This is a genomic window from Streptomyces sp. NPDC040405, from assembly GCF_055595765.1.
Genome location: NZ_JBVIVI010000002.1, coordinates 774,816 through 793,422, shown reverse-complemented (window position 1 = coordinate 793,422; position 18,607 = coordinate 774,816). Strand labels below are relative to the sequence as shown.

18 protein-coding genes and 1 pseudogene are annotated in these 18,607 nt (G+C 69.5%); 9 read left to right on the top strand and 10 right to left on the bottom strand.

Features of this window, described 5'->3' with window-relative positions; genetic code table 11:
- The first annotated feature begins 623 nt into the window (after positions 1 to 623).
- The gene (locus ACZ59A_RS10940; protein WP_470956408.1) at positions 624 to 2,435 is read left to right on the top strand and encodes an arylsulfotransferase family protein; all 1,812 of its coding nucleotides are present in this window, start codon (positions 624 to 626) and stop codon (positions 2,433 to 2,435) included.
- A 3-nt stretch (positions 2,436 to 2,438) separates the two neighbouring features.
- On the opposite strand, the gene ACZ59A_RS10935 is transcribed toward ACZ59A_RS10940, so the two are convergent.
- The 3 genes and pseudogenes from ACZ59A_RS10935 to ACZ59A_RS10925 all read right to left on the bottom strand — a co-directional run.
- A complete protein-coding gene (locus tag ACZ59A_RS10935; protein ID WP_470956405.1) occupies positions 2,439 to 3,485 on the bottom strand; it encodes an asparaginase in 1,047 nt (348 codons plus the stop codon).
- A gap of 79 nt (positions 3,486 to 3,564) precedes the next feature.
- Positions 3,565 to 4,137, bottom strand: a complete 573-nt coding sequence (locus tag ACZ59A_RS10930; RefSeq protein WP_470956402.1) for an amidohydrolase family protein — start codon at positions 4,135 to 4,137, stop codon at positions 3,565 to 3,567.
- A 58-nt stretch (positions 4,138 to 4,195) separates the two neighbouring features.
- Positions 4,196 to 5,254 (bottom strand): annotated as a pseudogene (locus tag ACZ59A_RS10925) (MFS transporter); the annotation flags it as partial.
- Positions 5,255 to 5,455: 201 nt separating this feature from the next.
- On the opposite strand from ACZ59A_RS10925, the gene ACZ59A_RS10920 reads away from it, so the two are divergent.
- Both ACZ59A_RS10920 and ACZ59A_RS10915 read left to right on the top strand, forming a co-directional pair.
- On the top strand, positions 5,456 to 5,722 hold the full coding sequence (locus ACZ59A_RS10920) for a hypothetical protein (RefSeq protein ID WP_093779986.1): 267 nt from the start codon (positions 5,456 to 5,458) through the stop codon (positions 5,720 to 5,722).
- Positions 5,719 to 6,111: a PIN domain-containing protein gene (locus tag ACZ59A_RS10915; RefSeq protein ID WP_470956399.1), complete on the top strand. Its 393-nt coding sequence runs from the start codon at positions 5,719 to 5,721 to the stop codon at positions 6,109 to 6,111. The genes ACZ59A_RS10920 and ACZ59A_RS10915 overlap by 4 nt, the downstream gene beginning before the upstream one ends.
- Positions 6,112 to 6,276: 165 nt before the next feature.
- Here the strand turns inward: ACZ59A_RS10915 and ACZ59A_RS10910 are convergent, their stop codons facing one another.
- Both ACZ59A_RS10910 and ychF read right to left on the bottom strand, forming a co-directional pair.
- Positions 6,277 to 7,293: a hypothetical protein gene (locus tag ACZ59A_RS10910; RefSeq protein ID WP_470956396.1), complete on the bottom strand. Its 1,017-nt coding sequence runs from the start codon at positions 7,291 to 7,293 to the stop codon at positions 6,277 to 6,279.
- A 47-nt stretch (positions 7,294 to 7,340) separates the two neighbouring features.
- Positions 7,341 to 8,429, bottom strand: coding sequence for a redox-regulated ATPase YchF (gene ychF, locus ACZ59A_RS10905; RefSeq protein ID WP_470956393.1), 1,089 nt, complete (start codon positions 8,427 to 8,429; stop codon positions 7,341 to 7,343).
- A gap of 219 nt (positions 8,430 to 8,648) precedes the next feature.
- Here ychF and ACZ59A_RS10900 point away from each other — a divergent pair, with 219 nt between their 5' ends.
- On the top strand, positions 8,649 to 9,323 hold the full coding sequence (locus tag ACZ59A_RS10900; protein WP_470956389.1) for a DUF6542 domain-containing protein: 675 nt from the start codon (positions 8,649 to 8,651) through the stop codon (positions 9,321 to 9,323).
- Here ACZ59A_RS10900 and ppgK read toward each other — a convergent pair.
- Both ppgK and ACZ59A_RS10890 read right to left on the bottom strand, forming a co-directional pair.
- A complete protein-coding gene (gene ppgK, locus ACZ59A_RS10895; protein ID WP_468051287.1) occupies positions 9,217 to 10,014 on the bottom strand; it encodes a polyphosphate--glucose phosphotransferase in 798 nt (265 codons plus the stop codon). The genes ACZ59A_RS10900 and ppgK overlap by 107 nt on opposite strands.
- Positions 10,011 to 11,036, bottom strand: a complete 1,026-nt coding sequence (locus ACZ59A_RS10890) for a 4-hydroxy-3-methylbut-2-enyl diphosphate reductase (protein WP_470956386.1) — start codon at positions 11,034 to 11,036, stop codon at positions 10,011 to 10,013. Before ACZ59A_RS10890 ends, ppgK begins: the two co-directional genes overlap by 4 nt.
- Positions 11,037 to 11,089: 53 nt before the next feature.
- Here ACZ59A_RS10890 and xseA point away from each other — a divergent pair, with 53 nt between their 5' ends.
- The 3 genes from xseA to ACZ59A_RS10875 all read left to right on the top strand — a co-directional run bounded on the left by xseA (position 11,090) and on the right by ACZ59A_RS10875 (position 13,407).
- Positions 11,090 to 12,310, top strand: coding sequence for an exodeoxyribonuclease VII large subunit (gene xseA, locus ACZ59A_RS10885; protein WP_470956383.1), 1,221 nt, complete (start codon positions 11,090 to 11,092; stop codon positions 12,308 to 12,310).
- A 10-nt stretch (positions 12,311 to 12,320) separates the two neighbouring features.
- Entirely contained in the window at positions 12,321 to 12,593 is a 273-nt protein-coding gene (locus ACZ59A_RS10880; RefSeq protein ID WP_470956380.1) for an exodeoxyribonuclease VII small subunit, read from the top strand.
- A 223-nt stretch (positions 12,594 to 12,816) separates the two neighbouring features.
- Positions 12,817 to 13,407 (top strand): malonic semialdehyde reductase, encoded by a 591-nt coding sequence (locus ACZ59A_RS10875; RefSeq protein WP_470956377.1) that lies wholly within the window; start codon positions 12,817 to 12,819, stop codon positions 13,405 to 13,407.
- 69 nt (positions 13,408 to 13,476) lie between these two features.
- Here the strand turns inward: ACZ59A_RS10875 and ACZ59A_RS10870 are convergent, their stop codons facing one another.
- Positions 13,477 to 14,055: a DUF4245 domain-containing protein gene (locus tag ACZ59A_RS10870; protein WP_470957877.1), complete on the bottom strand. Its 579-nt coding sequence runs from the start codon at positions 14,053 to 14,055 to the stop codon at positions 13,477 to 13,479.
- A gap of 169 nt (positions 14,056 to 14,224) precedes the next feature.
- On the opposite strand from ACZ59A_RS10870, the gene glpX reads away from it, so the two are divergent.
- A complete protein-coding gene (glpX, locus tag ACZ59A_RS10865; RefSeq protein WP_470956374.1) occupies positions 14,225 to 15,256 on the top strand; it encodes a class II fructose-bisphosphatase in 1,032 nt (343 codons plus the stop codon).
- Between the two features lie 112 nt (positions 15,257 to 15,368).
- On the opposite strand, the gene ACZ59A_RS10860 is transcribed toward glpX, so the two are convergent.
- Positions 15,369 to 15,725 (bottom strand): WhiB family transcriptional regulator, encoded by a 357-nt coding sequence (locus ACZ59A_RS10860; RefSeq protein WP_468051270.1) that lies wholly within the window; start codon positions 15,723 to 15,725, stop codon positions 15,369 to 15,371.
- A gap of 178 nt (positions 15,726 to 15,903) precedes the next feature.
- Positions 15,904 to 16,542 carry a DUF1707 SHOCT-like domain-containing protein gene (locus ACZ59A_RS10855; protein WP_470957875.1) on the bottom strand — a complete coding sequence of 213 codons (639 nt, stop codon included), beginning with the start codon at positions 16,540 to 16,542 and terminating at the stop codon, positions 15,904 to 15,906.
- 260 nt (positions 16,543 to 16,802) lie between these two features.
- Between ACZ59A_RS10855 and ACZ59A_RS10850 the strand changes: the two genes are divergently transcribed.
- Entirely contained in the window at positions 16,803 to 18,479 is a 1,677-nt protein-coding gene (locus ACZ59A_RS10850; RefSeq protein ID WP_470956371.1) for a fumarate hydratase, read from the top strand.
- The last annotated feature ends 128 nt before the right edge of the window (positions 18,480 to 18,607 follow it).

Here is an 18,607-nt window from a genome sequence, read left to right as displayed (position 1 = left end):
AGGTCCGCCACGTAGAAGGCCAGGCAGCGGGCCGAGCCATCCGACTACCCTCTAGCACAGACGAGGCCCCCTCTCGAAATTCCTAGAGCTGGACGCTCGGAGCGCATTGCGGTACCCATCCCACCGTTCCATGCCCCCACACCAGAAGCGGCCCCCCCGGAGCCACCCCCTTGGGGACGAAGAGCATGGCCGTGGCATTGACCTGATCTCCCCGGATGCCCGGAATGCGGTAGACGAGCAGACTGCCGTTTGCGACCGCTGAAATTTCCCCGGGTACATTACGCAAGGGCGTGGGCGTGCCCACAACGTCCCCATTGGCTGTCGTTCCCTCCGGGCCCGTGGGACCGTCGCATCTCCCCGTGTGCACGGCGATTCCCGCGGTGAGCAGACCCACCAGCAACAGCCCTGCCACAGATTTGCACTGGTTTCGCAGGCGCGCTATCCGACGGATTCCCCGAGTGCGTCCGGCTGGTTCGGTCATATCCCTTCTCCGCCTCATCAGCACTTTCTGGAGAGGTAGGCAGCGGGTCCGGGCCACGCGCGCCGGAGTCCGCCCTCTGGGCCATTCGGGCGGCTGCACCGCGTCCGCCCGGGTGTGGTGGGCGTCCGAACGGCCCATCGGCGTGGCGTCCAGCGGATCCGGTCCGGCCGCGATACCTACCGTCGCCAGAGAGCGGAAGCTCACGTCGGACGATCGCGCCTCATTCCGGCAGGGGCGCCCGGGACAAGGGAGATCGGCAATGGCAGCGCAGACGATGTGGGCTCTCGGCATGGGAAAGGAGGTCACTCGCGCCGTGTCGGTGGGTGCGGTGGCCCTGGCATTCCTCGGCGCGAGTTGCCCTCCGGCGCCCGCGGCGGGTTCACGGGTGACCACTCCTCACGAATGCGCGACGGAACCCGCCCCGCCGACGGAGAGTTCCAGCAGGGCGCGCGGTGCGACCACCCCGGCACCGATCACCTCGGGAAGGGATGTGTGGAACTTCGTATCGGCGCCGCGCCTCCATCCCATGCGGGTCACCGTGACCCGGCACAAGCCGGGAACGGCACCGGGGAAAATCTTTGTCGCGCCCTACAGCACGGGCACGGTCGTCGGCCAGACGGGGGCGCTGATGGTCGACAACCCGGGAAACCCGGTCTGGTTCCGGCCACTCTCCTCCGCACATCTCCAGAACGCCGACTTCAAGGTTCAGAGCTATCACAATCCGCGAACCGGGAAGACGCAGCCGGTGCTGACCTGGTGGCAGGGGTCCATCGCCATTCCGCCCACCTATACGAATCTGCCGTCCGGTGCGCCGGAACCGGGCGGATGCTACTACATCTATGACTCCCACTACCGCCTGCTCAGGACGGTTTTCGCGCATCACGGATTCTCTCCGGACGAGCATGAATTCCTGCTGACCCGCAGGGGGACCGCGCTGTTCCTCGCCTCCAAGCCGGTTCCCTTGGACCTCACCCCCTACGGGGGACCCAAAAACGGAACGATCCTGGACAGCCAGATCCAGGAGGTCGACCTCGCCACGGGAAGACTCGTCTTCTCCTGGGACGCGCTGCAACATATCGACCCCGCCGATTCCCACGTGTCGGCCTCCGATACGTCATCGTCCGGCGGAGTGTGGGACGCCTACCATCTGAACTCGATCGACGAGGGTCCGGACGGCCGCCTGCTGGTTTCCTCGCGCAATATGTGGGCGGTCTACGACATCTCCAGAAGTACGGGGAAGATCCGCTGGCAGCTCGGCGGCAAGAAGAGTGATTTCACCTTCGGCCGGAACGCGCACTTCTACTGGCAACACGATGCGAGGTTCCGGCCGGGGAACCGGATCAGCATGTTCGACGACGGATGCTGCAACCAACCGGACGGCACGCCCGAACAGAAGTCGCACGGCCTGATCCTCGACCTCGACTTCCGCCACCACAAGGCGAAGGTCGCCCGAGCCTACTACCATCAGCCACCGTTGTTCGCGGCATCGCAGGGCAACACCCAGGCGCTGCCCAACGGAAACGAATTCATCGGGTGGGGCCAGACTTCCTACTATTCCGAGTACGCGGGGGCGGGGAACTCCGAGCACAACCCCTCGCGCGGCCTGCTCTACGACGCCCAGATGCCGGGCTCGAACATCTCGTACCGCGCCTTCCGCAACGCCTGGGTCGGCACCCCCTACTACCGGCCGAGCGTGGCGGCGCGGACCGCCGGAAGGCACCGCACCGTCTACGCCTCCTGGAACGGATCGACGCAGACGAGAGCGTGGCGGGTGCTCGCGGGACCGAACCCCCGGTCCCTGTCGGTGGTCGTCGGGCACGCCCGGCGCACCGGCTTCGAGACGGCCGTCACGACGCCCACCCCGGGGCCCTACTTCCAGGTGAAGGCCCTGGACGCGGCGGGCAAGGTCCTGAGGGCGTCCAAGGTGGTGAAAATCGGCCGCGGTACGCGATAAGCCCTACCCGTCGCGCTCGGCGATGGCCGCGAAGGCTTGGGCGATGCGGGTGCGGTCGTGGCAGCCGGTGGTGAGGAGGCGGAGGAGGAGCAGGCGGGCCTTGTAGGGGCTGAGGTCGCCGCCGGGGATCAGCCCGGCGGCGAGGAGGTCCTGCTCGGAGCCGGGGTAGCCGTAGGTGCGGGTGAGTACGGGGCTGTTGGCGATGCGGGAGCTGAGGATGATGGGGATCCGGTCCGCGAGGCGGCGGAGCCGGGGGACCAGCCATTCGGGTACGTGCCCGGCACCGAGGGCCGCGATGACGAGCCCGTCGCACTGGCCGTCCAGCAGGTCGAGTTGGGTGCCGTCGTCCCCGAAGGCCACGGTGTGCAGCGCGACCCGCGCCGGGCGCGGGCCCGCCGTTCCGTCGGCGGCGGCGTTGTCGGCGGCGGCGTCGGCCGGGAGGCTGGTCCTGTGGGGCAGTCGCTGGTGGAGCCGCACCCGTGCCTCGGCCACCAGCCCGAGCGGGCCGGAGCCGGGGGAGGTGAAGGCGGCGGTGCTGGTCGTGTGGCTCTTCTGGACCGTTCGCGCGGCGTGCACTTCGTCGCCGAGGACAACGACGCAGCCCGCCCCCCGCAGCCACGGTCCGGCTGCCGCGACGACGGCGGCGTACAGGTTGGCCGGTCCGTCGGGGCCTGCCTTGGTCGTGTCGCGCATCGCCCCGGTGAAGACGACCGGCTCCTCGCCTCGGTGCAGCAGGTCGAGGTAGAAGGCCGTCTCCTCCATGGTGTCCGTTCCCTGGACGACCACCACGCCGTCCACCCGCCCGGAGTCCAGCTCCGCCCTGATGGCGGCGTGGAGCTCGTCGAGGTCCGCCGGCGACAGCGAGGCGCTGGGCAGACGGCGGAAATCATGGACACGCAGCTCGACGCCCAAGGCGTCGATTCCCCTCACGGAGTGCAGGAGCTGCTCCGCCGACAGGGCGGGCGTCAACTCGCCGGTCAGTGGGTCCGCGGTGGTGGCGATGGTGCCGCCGAGGGCGAAGACGACGACCTTCCGGCCGGTCAGTGACATGGCGTTCCTCTCAGCTGTGGCATGGAACATCGGGCAGAGCGCGGCGGACGACCGGCGTCGGCCGAGTCTCCCCCAGCAGTCATCCGCGGGCCCCGCGCAGCGGGCGGCCGGGCATCGCGTCGAGGTCGATCTCCCCGTCGCGCACCACGAACTCCCCGCCCACCAGCACGTGCCGGAACCCCTGAGAAGGGCGCGTCGGGTGTTCGTAGGTGGACCGGTCGTGGACGGTGAGCGGGTCGAAGACGACGAGGTCCGCGTCGGCGCCGGGCTGGAGCCTCCCCTTGCGGCGGGCATAGGGGCACGCGCGCTCCAGCACCCGCGCGGGCAGCAGCGTGGCGCGGCGGATGGCTTCCGGGAGGGGGAGCAGGCCGGTTTCCCGGACGTAGACGCGCAGGGTCCGGGCGAAGGTACCCGTGCTGCGGGGATGGGTGACCGCGTCGGACGGCGGCGGCCATTCCGTTCCCGTCAGCGGCTTCCCGTCGGTGCCCTGGAGCGGCATGGCGTCGGAGGCGATCAGCAGCAGGACGACGGTGTGGCCGATGAAGAGATCGCCGTGCCCCGTACTGCCCAGCCAGGTCTGGAGGTACGGCGCGGTGCCGCCGCAGAGCCCCACCGCGACCGAGTAGGGCAGCCCGATCCCCGACGCACGCACGTGTGTGGGGGAACAGCTCGGCGAGGAAGGCCGGCAGGATCGACGTGACGATGGCCAGCAGCACGCCCGCGATCGACATGGCCAGGGTCAGCTGCCACATCTCGCCCTGGATGAGGCGGTTCAGGGGGAACGACAGGGCCGCGGCGCCGAGCGTGAAGACGAGGAAGTTCGGCCGTCGCCCGAACCGGTCGGACAGCGCCCCGGCGAACGGCAACGCCGCGATCGTGACGGCGGACGAGATGACACCGGACCACAGCGCGGCGGAGGACTCCATGTGCTTCACAGTGATCGCGTACGCCGGTGCGTCGGTCACCCACGCGTAGAAGAACGTGGTGACGCCGACGACGAGCCCGATGACCCGGAGGGCCGCGAAGCGGTTCTCCCACAGGCCCCGGGCGATCGAGACCCGGGCCCTGGCCCGCTCCCGCTCGTACTGCGGTGTCTCGCTGAGCGTGCGGCGCAGGAAGAGGGTGACGACGCCGAGCACCCCGCCGACGAGGAACGGCACCCGCCAGCCCCAGGCCGACATCTGCTGCTCGGTGAGCACGCTGGTCAGCGTGGCGCCGAGCAGCGTCCCCAGGAGGATGGCCGCGACGCCGGAGACATAGATCGCGCTCGACCACAGACCCCGGCGGTGTGCGGGAGCCGACTCGGAGATGTAGGTGTACGAAGCTCCCGCCTTACCCCCGTACGCCAGCCCCTGCAGCAGCCGGGCGATCAGGAGCACCACCGATGCCGTCGCCCCCACGCTCGCGTACGAGGGAGCGACACCGATCAGCAGACAGCCGACGGCACCGAGGACGATCGACAGCATCAGCGCCGCCCGTCGTCCGAACCGGTCGCCGATCCAGCCGAACAGGAGGCCGCCGAGCGGACGCATCACGAACCCCACGGCGAACACCGCGAGCGTCGCGAGCAGCCCGGAGAACGCGTCCTCCGGGTTGAAGAACTGCTCGGCGACGAAGAGCGCGAAGAGCGCGTAGACGTTCCAGTCATACCACTCGAGCGCGTTGCCCGCCCCGGTGCCGACGATGGTGCGCAGCCCCTGCCGACGGCTGGGGCAGGGGCTTGCCGCACCGTGTTCCGCATCGGTTGCATCAGTGAGGCCGGTCTTCATCTGGCTCCTCCTCCGTCGGCGGTGATTGCGGCTATCACCGTGGACGAGGGGGCGGAAGAAGGGCCCGCGATGCAGGAACCGGTCTCCGAGGGCCGTGCGTGCGCAGTCTTCGGACGTCCGGTGTCCGCACGGGCCTGCGCGCGAACACCGGATGTGAAGGCGACATCAGCGCCGAGGGCCATACCGCGCTATGGTTGATGTATGGCTACCAAGAAGGTGACTATCACTCTCGACGAATCTCTGGTCGAAGCCCTGGCCGGAGCCGCCGAGGAAGAAGGCATCCCGCTCTCCCGCCTCGTCGCCGGAGCTGCCGAACGCGAGCTGCGCTTGCGGGCCGGCCGGGCCGTCATCCAGGAGTGGCAGGCGGAACACGGCGCCTTCACCCCGGAAGAGCTCGCCGCCGCCCGCGCGGACCTGGCCGCCGCCGACGCCGAGTACCTCAGCAGCTCGGGAGCCTCAGCCGCGTGAACATCCCCTACCTGTACGACGCCGGGGTACTCATCGCCATCGACAACGACGACCGACGCATGTGGGCCCGCCACAGCCTGGCCCTCGAAGACGGCAGAGACATCCACGTCCCGTCCATCGTCGTCAGCCAGGCCTGGCGGGACTCCCGCCGCCAGGTCAGACTCGGCAAGTTCCTCGCCGGGTGCCTCGTCGTACCCGTCGGCCTCGAAACGGCCAAAGCCGCAGGCATCCTCTGCGGCAAGGCCGGCACCTCCGACATCGTCGATGCCACCGTCGTGACCATGGCAGCCAGCCTCGGCGCCATCATCTGGACCACGGACCCGAACGACATCCGCACCCTCATCGACGCCCAGGACATCAAACCCGCCCCTGTCATCCGCACCGTCTAGCAACCGATGACCTCCCACCACCAGCCCGTTCGCTTACTCACTGCCTCATTTTCGAGGCCGCTGGGAGCTGGGAGTGTCTCGCGTCGAGGGACCGTGACAGTAGAGGTCGTCGGCTGCGAGTGTCCGGTAGGTGACGCTTTCACAGCTGTTGACACACCTGCGAGATCAGTCGAGCTTCTCGAAGGACGGTCTCGGCGCGATGATGGGCGTGCGTTTTTCGTTGATATTCAGCCACGTAGGCGCTTCCACCGACATGAGCTTTCGATCGACAGTAATTAGGTTCTGCTGCGCCGCTTCATTCAGGGCGTCAAGTATGTCGACCACCCTCACCTTCCCATACTTCTCCAGTTGCGCCTGGATCTTCTGGGCCTTGGCACTCGGCTTGTAGTAATAGGGCGCACGATCGTGCCTGCCAACCGTCAGAACCGCTTCGGCAACTGCCTCATACGCATCATTGAACAAGCCCATGAAGCCGTCCGGGTCTGGGAGCGCGACCAGGTGGAGACTCTTCCACCTCTGATATCCCGCCGAAAGGTCTAGCGCCTGGGGAACAATCGCCACCCGGAGCCCGTTACCGTCTTCGAGTTGATGCCAATTACTCTTGACAGTCGTGGCGGCAAACCGCGCCTTCTCGGCACTACTTAGGAACAGATCAGTCTTCCACACCTTCTTGATCCGTTCCCGAAGCTGAGGCTCGGCGGCGACACCGCGAGCAGCGATCGGCACCCAGGAACCAAATGCGAATGGCCGACCTGAGCCGTCAGGCAGCAACACCGCGTCACCACTCGCATTGTTGACAATAGCGTCAGTGAATCCGAGGTTGTGTGCACGCTCGTGACCGAACATCAGGGACGTCGGCCTGTCCAAGTCGGCGAATGACCTAGGACTCACCTTCCTGAGCGCTTCGCTGACTAGATCGACAACGCGTGGTTCGCCGCCGACAATCGCCTCGTGAACGGCCCACTCAAACCCATCTCCGCGCGATCCCTTGTCGCGGTGGAGGCGAGCGAGTTTGGCGAGCTGCCGAAACGTGACGTCCGCCCGATCGCAATTGAGGTCTTCGAGGTCCGCTTGCGACAACTCATCGAAGTGAGCCCTCAGAATTGATCGCGACACCGCGTAAAGAGCACGACCGTACTCATCAACTGGTTCAGCCTGACTCAGAAAGGTGACATCAGCCATTCAGCGACCCCCTACTTCTTCACACCATAGGTTGGACCGGAATTTGGCTAAACGTTGAAGCGGAACTCCACCACGTCGCCGTCGCGCATCACATAGTCCTTGCCCTCCATGCGCGCCTTGCCCGCCGAGCGGGCGTCGGCGACGGAGCCCGTCTCGACCAGGTCGTCGAAGGAGATGACCTCGGCCTTGATGAAGCCCTTCTGGAAGTCGGTGTGGATGACACCGGCCGCCTCGGGGGCCGTGGCGCCCTTGGAGATGGTCCAGGCGCGGGACTCCTTGGGGCCTGCCGTGAGGTAGGTCTGGAGGCCGAGGGTGTTGAAGCCGACGTGGGCGAGGGTGGCGAGGCCGGGTTCGGTCTGGCCTACGGACTGGAGGAGTTCGAGGGCCTCCTCGTCGTCCAGCTCGGCGAGGTCGGCTTCGAGCTTGGCGTTGAGGAAGATCGCCTCGGCGGGGGCGACGAGGGCGCGCTGCTCGGCCTTGAAGGCGTCGTCGGTCAGCTCGTCCTCGTCGACGTTGAAGACGTAGAGGAACGGCTTGGTGGTGAGCAGGTGCAGGTCGTGGAGGACGGCGGCGCGCTCGCTGCCCTGGACGATTCCGGCGGAGAAGAGGGTGCGGCCCTCTTCGAGGATGGCCTTGGCCTCTTCGACGGCCTTGACCTGGGCCTGCTTGTCCTTCTGGATCCGGGACTCCTTGACCAGGCGCGGCAGCACCTTCTCGACGGTCTGGAGGTCGGCCAGGATCAGCTCGGTGTTGATCGTCTCGATGTCGCTCTTGGGCGAGATCTTGCCGTCGACGTGGACGACGTTCTCGTCCTTGAAGGCGCGGATGACCTGGCAGATGGCGTCGGACTCGCGGATGTTCGCCAGGAACTTGTTGCCCAGGCCCTCGCCCTCCGAGGCGCCCTTGACGATCCCGGCGATGTCGACGAAGTCGACGGTGGCGGGCAGCTTGCGGGCCGAGCCGAACAGCTCGGCGAGCTTGTCGAGGCGGGGGTCGGGGACGCCGACGACACCGACGTTGGGCTCGATGGTGGCGAACGGGTAGTTGGCCGCCAGCACGTCGTTCTTGGTCAGGGCGTTGAACAGGGTCGACTTGCCGACATTCGGCAGACCGACGATTCCGATCGTGAGCGACACGTTGGCGACTTCCCGTAGCTTCCCGTAGCGGGATCGAATGCAAGGACAGAGGCGCGGCCCCGCGGGGCCGGTCCACCAGTCTACGGGGCCGCCTCGCGTCACCCGCCCGGGCGGATCGTCACCCTCCCGGGCTGACAATCAGTCGAACAGACTGCCAAGGTCCCGCGAAAGGCGTGTCCCAGTCCGGATTCCAGCCCTCCGCCCACCTACGTTGGTCTGGTGGAGCACTACAGGACACGTACGCCCCGCCGGGCGGCAGCCCCCTCGCCCCGACCGGCGGCGGACGACACGTACCCGGGCAGGAGCGGGGGACAGGGCAGAAGCCGGGGGCCGGGCGCGGGCGGCGCGGGGCGCGGCGCGCGGCCGGTGGCACGCCCGGGCGCACGCGGCGGGCTGCTGGGCGCGGCCGCCGCGCTGCGCGACCGTCCGTTCACCCTGCCCAGCGCCCGGCTCACCGCCCTGGGCGCGGGGCTGCTGACCGCGCTCGCGATGTTCGCCTTCGGCTGCCTGGACGCGTTATTGCTGTCCGGGTCGCCCACCGCGTACGGGGTGTTCTTCCTGCTGGCGTGCGCGGGCTGCGGGATGTGGGTACGGCCCGCCGACCTGTTCCCGGGGGCGATCGGGGTGCCGATCGCCTTCACGGCCGGGCTGCTGCCGATCAACGACGGCAGCGAGGGGTTCGCGGGCCAGGCGCTGGGCGTGTTCACCGCGCTCTCGCTGAACGCGGGCTGGCTCTACGCCGGTACGCTGCTGACCGCCGTGATCGTCCTCGTCCGCAGGGTCGCCCTCATGGCGCGGCAGCGGCGGCGCCGTCAGCAGCGTCAGCCGCGGCCATCGCGGCACCCACGATCCCCGCGTTGTTCTGCAACTGCGCCGGGACGATCTCGGCCCTGATGTCCTCGATCAGCGGCAGGAACTTGTGCGCCTTGCGGCTCACCCCGCCGCCGATCACGAACAGCTCGGGCGAGAACAGCATCTCCAGGTGCGCCAGGTACTTCTGCACCCGGTGCGCCCAGTCCGGCCAGCTCAGGTCGTGATCCTCCCGCACCTTGGTGGAGGCGCGCTTCTCCGCCTCGTGGCCGTCCAGCTCCAGATGGCCCAGCTCGGTGTTGGGCACCAGCCGGCCGCCGGTGAAGACCGCGCTGCCGATGCCGGTGCCGAGGGTGAGCACGATCACGGTGCCCCGGCGGCCGCGGCCCGCGCCGAAGGTCATCTCGGCGACCCCGGCCGCGTCCGCGTCGTTCAGCACGGTGACCGGTGCGCCCAGCCGCTCGCCGAGCACGCCCGCCAGGTCGGTGCCGATCCAGCTCTTGTCGACGTTCGCGGCGGTACGGGTCGTCCCGTCCGTCACCACGCCCGGGAAGGTCACCCCGACGGGCCGCCCGGACCAGCCGAAGTGCCCGGCGACCTCCACCACACCGTCCACGACCGCCTCGGGCGTGGACGGGTGCGGGGTGAGCACCTTGTGGCGCTCCTCGGCCAGGTCACCGCGGTCCAGGTCCACCGGTGCGCCCTTGATCCCGGACCCGCCGATGTCCACGCCGAACACCCGCGCGGCCGGGCCGCTGCCGCTGCTGTGGGTCACCGCTCCGCGCCGTCCGTCCCGGTGGCCGCGGCGGCGGTTCCGGCAGCCTGGGCGGCCTCGGACCGCAGGTCCCGGCGCAGTTCCTTGGGCAGCGAGAAGGTCATGGTCTCCTGCATGGGCTGCACGACCTCCACGTCCCCGTAGCCGCGCTCCGCCAGCCACTCCAGGACGCCCTCGACCAGCACGTCCGGTACGGAGGCGCCCGAGGTCACGCCGACCGTGCTCACGCCCTCCAGCCACGCCTCGTCGATCTCGCTCGCGTAGTCGACCAGGTGCCCGTCCTTGGCACCGGCGCCGATCGCGACCTCGACCAGCCGCACCGAGTTGGAGGAGTTCTTGGAGCCGACGACGATGACCAGGTCGGATTCGGCCGCGACCTGCTTGATCGCGATCTGGCGGTTCTGGGTGGCGTAGCAGATGTCGTCGCTGGGCGGGCTGATGAGCTGCGGGAAGCGGTCCTGGAGCGCGTCCACGGTCTCCATGGTCTCGTCGACCGAGAGGGTGGTCTGGGACAGCCAGACGACCTTGGACTCGTCGCGGACCTCGACGTTCTTCACATCGCCCGGGCCGTCGACCAGGGTGACGTGGTCCGGCGCCTCGCCGCTGGTGCCGATGACCTCCTCATGGCCCTCGTGACCGATCAGGAGGATGTCGTAGTCCTCCTTGGCGAACCGGACGGCCTCCTTGTGGACCTTGGTGACCAGCGGGCAGGTCGCGTCGATGGTGGCCAGCTTGCGCTCCGCGGCCTCCTCGTGGACGACCGGGGCGACGCCGTGCGCCGAGAAGATCACGATGGACCCCTCGGGCACCTCCTCCGTCTCGTCGACGAAGATCGCGCCCTTTTTCTCCAGGGTCTGGACGACGTACTTGTTGTGGACGATCTCCTTGCGCACGTAGATCGGCGCGCCGTACTGCTCCAGGGCCTTTTCGACGGCGATCACGGCACGGTCGACGCCCGCGCAGTAGCCACGCGGGGCAGCGAGCAGGACCCGGCGGGCGGAGGTTGCAGTCATGTCCCCCATCGTAGGGGCGATGACGACGGGCTCTGTCGGTGGTGGCCGATACCCTCGCGGGCATGGCTGTCAACACGTCCGTGGAAGCGCCGATCCCGGTCGGCGAGGTGTCCCGGCTGATCGGGGGGTGGATCGACCGGCTCGGGGCGGTGTGGGTCGAGGGGCAGATCACCCAGCTGTCCCGGCGGCCGGGCGCCGGTGTGGTCTTCCTGACGCTGCGCGACCCCAGTTACGACATCTCGCTGACCGTCACCTGCTTCCGCGCCGTCTTCGACAAGATCGCGGACACGGTCTCGGAGGGCGCCCGGGTCGTCGTGCACGCCAAGCCGGAGTGGTATGCGCCACGCGGCCAGCTGTCCCTGCGGGCCGCCGAGATCCGGCCGGTGGGCGTCGGGGAACTGCTGGCGCGGCTGGAGCAGTTGAAGAAGGCGCTGGCGGCCGAGGGGCTGTTCGCCGCCGAGCGCAAGAAGCCGCTGCCGTTCCTGCCGCAGCTGATAGGGCTGGTCTGCGGCCGCGCCTCGGCCGCCGAGCGCGACGTACTGGAGAACGCCCGGCTGCGCTGGCCCGCCGTCCGCTTCGAGGTGCGCAACGTCGCGGTGCAGGGCACGCACGCGGTGCCGCAGGTGATCGAGGCGGTCAAGGAGCTGGACGCGCGGCCCGAGGTCGACGTGATCGTGGTCGCGCGCGGCGGCGGCAGCGTGGAGGACCTGCTGCCGTTCTCGGACGAGCAGCTGGTACGGACCGTCGCGGCGTGCCGTACGCCGGTGGTCTCCGCGATCGGCCACGAGCCGGACTCCCCGCTGCTCGACCTGGTCGCCGATCTGCGCGCCTCCACGCCCACGGACGCGGCGAAGAAGACCGTGCCGGACGTGGGCGAGGAGCTGGTGCGCATCCAGCATCTGCGCGAGCGCGCGCTGCGCAGTGTGAACGGGCTGCTGGACCGCGAGGAGCGGGGGCTGGAGGCGGCGCTCGCCCGGCCGTCTCTGCGGCAGCCGCACCGGATGGTGGAGGAGCGCGAGGAGCAGATCGCCTCGGTGCTCGACCGGGCCCGCCGCTGTCTGGGGCATCTGCTCGACCGGGCGGACTCGGAGCTGGCGCACACCCAGGCCCGGGTGGTGGCCCTCTCCCCCGCCGCGACGCTGCGCCGCGGCTATGCGGTGCTCCAGCACGCCGACGGGTCGGTGGTGCGGGCGGCGGCCGAGGTGTCGGCGGACGAGGAGCTGCGGGCGCGGGTCGCGGAAGGCGAGTTCACGGTGCGGGCCGCTGTCGGACCCACTGAATAGGCTGAGGGGCATGGCGAAGACGGACGAGAAGACTGGCGAGCAGGCCGGGACGGCGGAGGCGACGCTCGGCTACGAGCAGGCGCGGGACGAGCTGGTCGAGGTCGTGCGGCGGCTGGAGGCGGGCGGCACCAGCCTGGAGGAGTCGCTGGCCCTGTGGGAGCGGGGCGAGGAGCTGGCCACGGTGTGCCGGCGCTGGCTGGAGGGCGCGCGGGCGCGGCTCGACGCGGCGCTGGCGCAGTCGCCGGATGGCGACGGCGACGCCGACGGGGGCGGCGAGGGCTGACCGGCGAGGGGTTGTTCCCGGGGCTCCGCCCCGGACCCCGCTCCTCAAACGCCGGAGGGGCTGGACAGTGGGCCCCGTTCCTCAAGTGCCGGAGGGCTGGTGGCCCGGACCGGGTCGCTGTGATTCGGGGCACGGTGCCCCGGTTTTAGTTGAAGATTAATGTAAATCTCGTACAGTGGAGTCAGGCAACGCTGATATCACCACCGTGACCAGGAGGTTTACCATGACGCTCGCACTCGACCCGGCCGCTCAGGACCTGCTCTTCCGTGAGGCCCACACCGCCAACGCCTTCACCGACGAGCCGGTCTCCGAGGAGCAGGTGCAGGCCATCTACGACCTGGTGAAGTACGCCCCCACCGCGTTCAACCAGTCGCCGCTGCGCATCGTCCTGGTCCGCTCCGCCGAGGCGCGTGAGCGTCTGGTGCCGCACATGGCCGAGGGTAACCAGCCCAAGACGGCGTCCGCGCCGCTGGTCGCGATCCTCGCCGCGGACAACGAGTTCCACGAGGAGCTGCCCGCGCTCTTCCCGCACGCCCCGCAGATCAAGGACGTCTTCTTCAGCGAGCGCGGCACCCGTGAGCACGCCGCCGGGTTCAACGCCTCGCTGCAGGCCGGTTACTTCATCGTGGGCGTCCGCGCCGCCGGTCTGGCCGCCGGTCCGATGACCGGGTTCGACCCGGCCGGGATCCAGAAGGAGTTCCTGGACGACGACCACACCCCGCTGATGGTCGTCAACATCGGTAAGCCGAGCGAGGACGCCTGGAAGCCGCGCAGCCCGCGCCTGGACTACGACCAGGTCGTCACGACCGTTTGATGCGCTCCGGGACGGAGACGCCTTCGCGCCCCTTCGGCGAGCTCGCCGAAGGGGCGCGCCGCTGTCCGGTCAGCCCTTCGCGGTCTTCTCCGCGCCCTCGGCCTTCTCGGCCTTCTCGGCCTTGAGCGCGGCGGCCATCTTCGCGAGCTGCCCGTACGACGCGGTGCCAGTGACGACCGTGGTCACACCCGGTTCGCGGCGCACCAGGGCGTCGTACTTGTCGCCCTCGTAGCGGACCCACTCATGGCCGCCGATCTTCTGCTTGGCCTTCGTCTCCCGCGCCTGCTGGGTGACGTCCTCGATGAAGGGGACCGGCTTGCCATCGCTCTGCTCGATCGCGATGTACTCCTCGTCCTGGTCGAGGAAGCCCAGATGCCAGGCCGCGCCCTTGTCCTCGGTGGTGCCGGGCTGGTACGTCACCGAGGTCGCCCGCCACCCCTTGGGCAGGCTGCTCTTCTCGGGGGCGGCGACCGGGTACGGCGCCGCGCGCCGGGCGGTGTCCACCTCCACCCGGTAGTCGACCGTCCGGACGCCCTTGCCCTTGTCACTGTCGTCGTGCGGAATGCCGAAGACGTAGATGGCCGCCGCGACGACACCAATCACCGTCAGCGACAGGACCATGTCCCGCACCGTCTCTTTGCCACGCATACCTGCCACGCCCCCTATCGTCCCTCATCGCCTCGCGGCACCCGGCAACAGGGCCGTGACAGGGCCGTGCTCATGCGTGGGGTCCTCTGCTCACTTTCACAATGAACGGATAAGGTCATGAGCACCCTCACATTCTGCGGTTCGTCGCCGTACAGAAAGGTGCGCTCCGATGACCGAGCATCATCTTCCGTCCCAGCTCGAGGTCAGTCCCGCGGCTCCCGACCGCAACCTCGCCCTTGAGCTGGTCAGGGTCACCGAGGCGGGCGCCATGGCATCCGGCCGCTGGGTGGGCCGCGGCGACAAGAACGGCGCGGACGGCGCCGCCGTGAAGGCCATGCGCTCCCTCGTCCACACCGTGTCGATGAACGGCGTCGTGGTCATCGGCGAGGGCGAGAAGGACGAAGCGCCGATGCTCTTCAACGGAGAGCGCGTCGGCGACGGGACCGGCCCGGAGTGCGACGTGGCCGTGGACCCGGTGGACGGCACCACGCTGACCGCCAAGGGCATGGCCAACGCGGTCTCCGTGCTCGCCGTCGCCGAGCGGGGCACCATGTTCGACCCGTCGGCCGTCTTCTACATGGACAAGCTGGTCACCGGCCCCGAGGCGGCCGAGTTCGTCGACATCACCGCGCCGCCCGGGGTGAACATCCGGCGGATCGCCAAGGCGAAGAAGTCCAGCCCCGAGGACGTCACCGTGGTGGTGCTGGACCGTCCCCGCCACGAGGGCCTGGTCAAGGAGATCCGGGAGGCGGGCGCCCGGATCAAGTTCATCTCCGACGGCGACGTGGCCGGCGCGATCATGGCGGTGCGCGAGGGCACCGGCGCGGATCTGCTGCTGGGCGTCGGCGGCACTCCGGAGGGCATCATCGCGGCCTGCGCGATCAAGTGCCTCGGCGGCACGATCCAGACCAAGCTGTGGCCGAAGGACGACGAGGAGCGCCAGCGCGCCATCGACGCGGGCCACGACCTCGACCAGGTCCTCCAGACCGACGACCTGGTCAGCGGCGACAACGTGTTCTTCGTCGCCACCGGCATCACCGACGGCGATCTGCTGCGCGGGGTGCGGTACCGCGCGGACACCGCCACCACGCAGTCGCTGGTCATGCGGTCGAAGTCCGGGACGATCCGGCAGATCGACTCCACCCACAAGCTGTCCAAGCTGCGCGCCTACGCCTCGGTCGACTTCGAGCGCCCGCGCTAGCACGCGTCCTACGCCGGAGACGCGTCGTACGTCACACAGCCGCGTCGTACGCCGGATACGACACGGGCCGGACTCCGCCGCTCGGCGGGGCCCGGCCCGTGACCCGAAGAATTCACCCGGCGGCGGCGACGCGCACGGCGCGCTGCAGTTCCGCCTCGCGACGGCGACGGCGGGCCAGCACCACCCGGCGCTCGGCCGCGGTCAGCCCGCCCCACACACCGTACGGCTCGGGCTGGAGCAGCGCGTGCTCCTGGCACTCGACCATGACCGGGCAGCGCGCACAGACGCGCTTGGCGGCCTCTTCCCGCGACAGCCTGGCAGCCGTGGGCTCCTTGGACGGAGCGAAGAACAGCCCGGCCTCGTCCCGGCGGCACACCGCCTCCGAGTGCCAGGGGCCGGCCTGTTCCCGAGCGGGGGTGCGCTGCGGGGGCACGGCGGCGTCCAGCAGGGGCTGATGCGGTTGCAGCACGGTCTACTCCTGACGACGGCTCCGGTGTTCACCCTTGCCCGTCTCCCGCGATGCGGCCCCCTGTGCACCCCCATCAGCCGTGCGGGAGACGATGCACCAAGCCTTACCCGCTGTGCGCACGCTTATGCACACGGTTGCCCCACCCAGAAATTACGTATGCACAGCGGCTGTTCAGCCCTTATGACCTGAGGTTCTTCACACGTTTCCCGCGCTTCGGCTTGGCCTCGATCCCGCCGAAGAGCGCGAATCCGCTGACCCGGATCACCGGCGCGTCGGGGTCCGGAGCCTCGCATTCCGCGACGTCCACGCCGCCGAATACGCCGGAGCCCGAACCGTGCAGCGAGACGTTCTCCGGAACCCTGATCTCCACCCCGCCGAACACGGCCCACGCCTGGATGACGATCTCCCGCTGCTCGAAGACCGCCTCGGTGAGGTCGATCTCGACGCCGCCGAAGACCGCGAAGGCGTGCGTACGGCGACGGGGCCGCCAGCGGCCCTTGCGTACGGAGCCACCGAAGACCGCGATCAGGTTCTCGGGACCGGCGGCGGGACCGGACGCCGCATCGGAGGGCAGACCCGCCGCGGCGCGGACCGGGCCCGCGGGCACGTCCCGGACCAGGGGCTCCAGCTCGCCGAGGGTTTTGGCACGGTAGACCGCGTCGATCCGCTCGGCGTGCTCCTCGGGTTCGAGCCGCCCCTCGGCGAGGGCCTCCCGCAGGATGTCCGCGATCCGGTCGCGATCCGCGTCGGACGCGCGGATCTCCGCCTCGGCGACGCGCCCCGCGTCAGGCACCGCGACCGGCGCCGGGGCCGACATCGGGGCCGACGCCGGGGCGGGGGCGGACTTGGTCAGGGGGACCGGCTGCTGCGACTGCTGCTCATCCACGCGACCAGACTACCCAGACGCGATAGATCGCGACTAGGGGTAGGTCGCGACACAATATGCGGCGGGCCTCCGGCGAGCGGCCTCTAGTGAGCCTTACCTCACAAGCCCCCGCTCCCCCGCCGCGTTCTACGCTTATGCACGCGCTGTCGACGAAGTCAGCCGTAGCCCCCGTCGAGTAAGGAATGGCCGCGATGCCAGAGTTTGCCTATTCGGACCTGCTGCCCCTGGGAGAAGACCGGACGAAGTACCGTCTGGTGACCTCCGAGGGCGTGAGCACCTTCGAGGCCGACGGGCGCACCTTCCTCAAGGTCGAGCCGGAGGCGCTGCGCACGCTCGCGGCCGAGGCGATGCACGACATTTCGCACTACCTGCGCCCCGATCACCTCGCCCAGCTGCGCCGCATCCTCGACGACCCCGAGGCCAGCGCGAACGACCGCTTCGTGGCGCTGGACCTGCTGAAGAACGCCAACATCGCGGCGGCCGGGGTGCTGCCGATGTGCCAGGACACCGGCACCGCGATCGTCATGGGCAAGCGCGGCCAGAACGTGCTGACGGCGGGCGCCGACGAGGAGGCCCTGTCGCGCGGCGTCTACGACGCGTACACCAAGCTCAACCTGCGCTACTCCCAGATGGCCCCGCTGACCATGTGGGACGAGAAGAACACCGGCTCCAACCTGCCCGCGCAGATCGAGCTGTACGCGACCGACGGGGGCGCCTACAAGTTCCTCTTCATGGCCAAGGGCGGCGGCTCGGCGAACAAGTCCTTCCTCTACCAGGAGACGAAGGCGGTGCTGAACGAGGCGTCGATGATGAAGTTCCTGGAGCAGAAGATCCGCTCCCTGGGCACCTCCGCCTGCCCGCCGTACCACCTGGCGATCGTGGTCGGCGGCACCAGCGCCGAGTACGCGCTGAAGACCGCGAAGTACGCCTCCGCGCACTACCTGGACGAGCTGCCCGCCGAAGGCTCCCCAACCGGCCATGGCTTCCGTGACCAGGAGCTGGAGGAGAAGGTCTTCGAGCTGACGCAGAAGATCGGGATCGGCGCGCAGTTCGGCGGCAAGTACTTCTGCCACGACGTACGGGTCGTCCGGCTGCCGCGGCACGGCGCGTCCTGCCCGGTCGCGATCGCCGTCTCCTGCTCGGCCGACCGCCAGGCGCTCGCGAAGATCACGCCGGAGGGCGTCTTCCTGGAGCAGCTGGAGACCGACCCGGCGCGCTTCCTCCCGGACACCACCGCCGAGGAGCTGACCAAGGGCGCGGGCCCGGACCTGGACGCGGTCGCCATCGACCTCGACCGGCCCATGGACGACGTCCTGGCCGAGCTGACCAAGCACCCGGTCAAGACCCGGCTCTCGCTGACCGGCACGCTGGTCGTCGCCCGTGACATCGCGCACGCGAAGATCAAGGAGCGGCTGGACGCGGGCGAGGAGATGCCCGAGTACCTGAAGAACCACCCGGTCTACTACGCGGGCCCGGCCAAGACGCCCGAGGGGTACGCGTCGGGCTCGTTCGGCCCGACCACGGCGGGCCGGATGGACGCGTACGTCGAGCAGTTCCAGGCGGCCGGTGGCTCGAAGGTCATGCTGGCCAAGGGCAACCGCTCCCAGCAGGTCACGGACGCGTGTGCCGCGCACGGCGGCTTCTACCTGGGCTCGATCGGCGGCCCGGCGGCCCGGCTGGCGCAGGACTGCATCAAGAAGGTCGAGGTCCTGGAGTACGAGGAGCTGGGCATGGAGGCGGTCTGGAGGATCGAGGTGGAGGACTTCCCGGCGTTCATCGTGGTGGACGACAAGGGCAACGACTTCTTCACCGACCCCGGCCCCGCCCAGCCGTTCGTGAGCACCATCCCGGTCCGCCCGGGAGCCTGATCCGCGGGCACCGCCTCCGACGGCCCCGGGGGGTGTTTTCCTCACGGGGGGGTCGGGGGGGGAGGGGGGGGGGGGGGGGAGGGGGGGAGAGGGGAGAGGAAAGAGGAGGGGGGGGGGAAGGGGGGGAT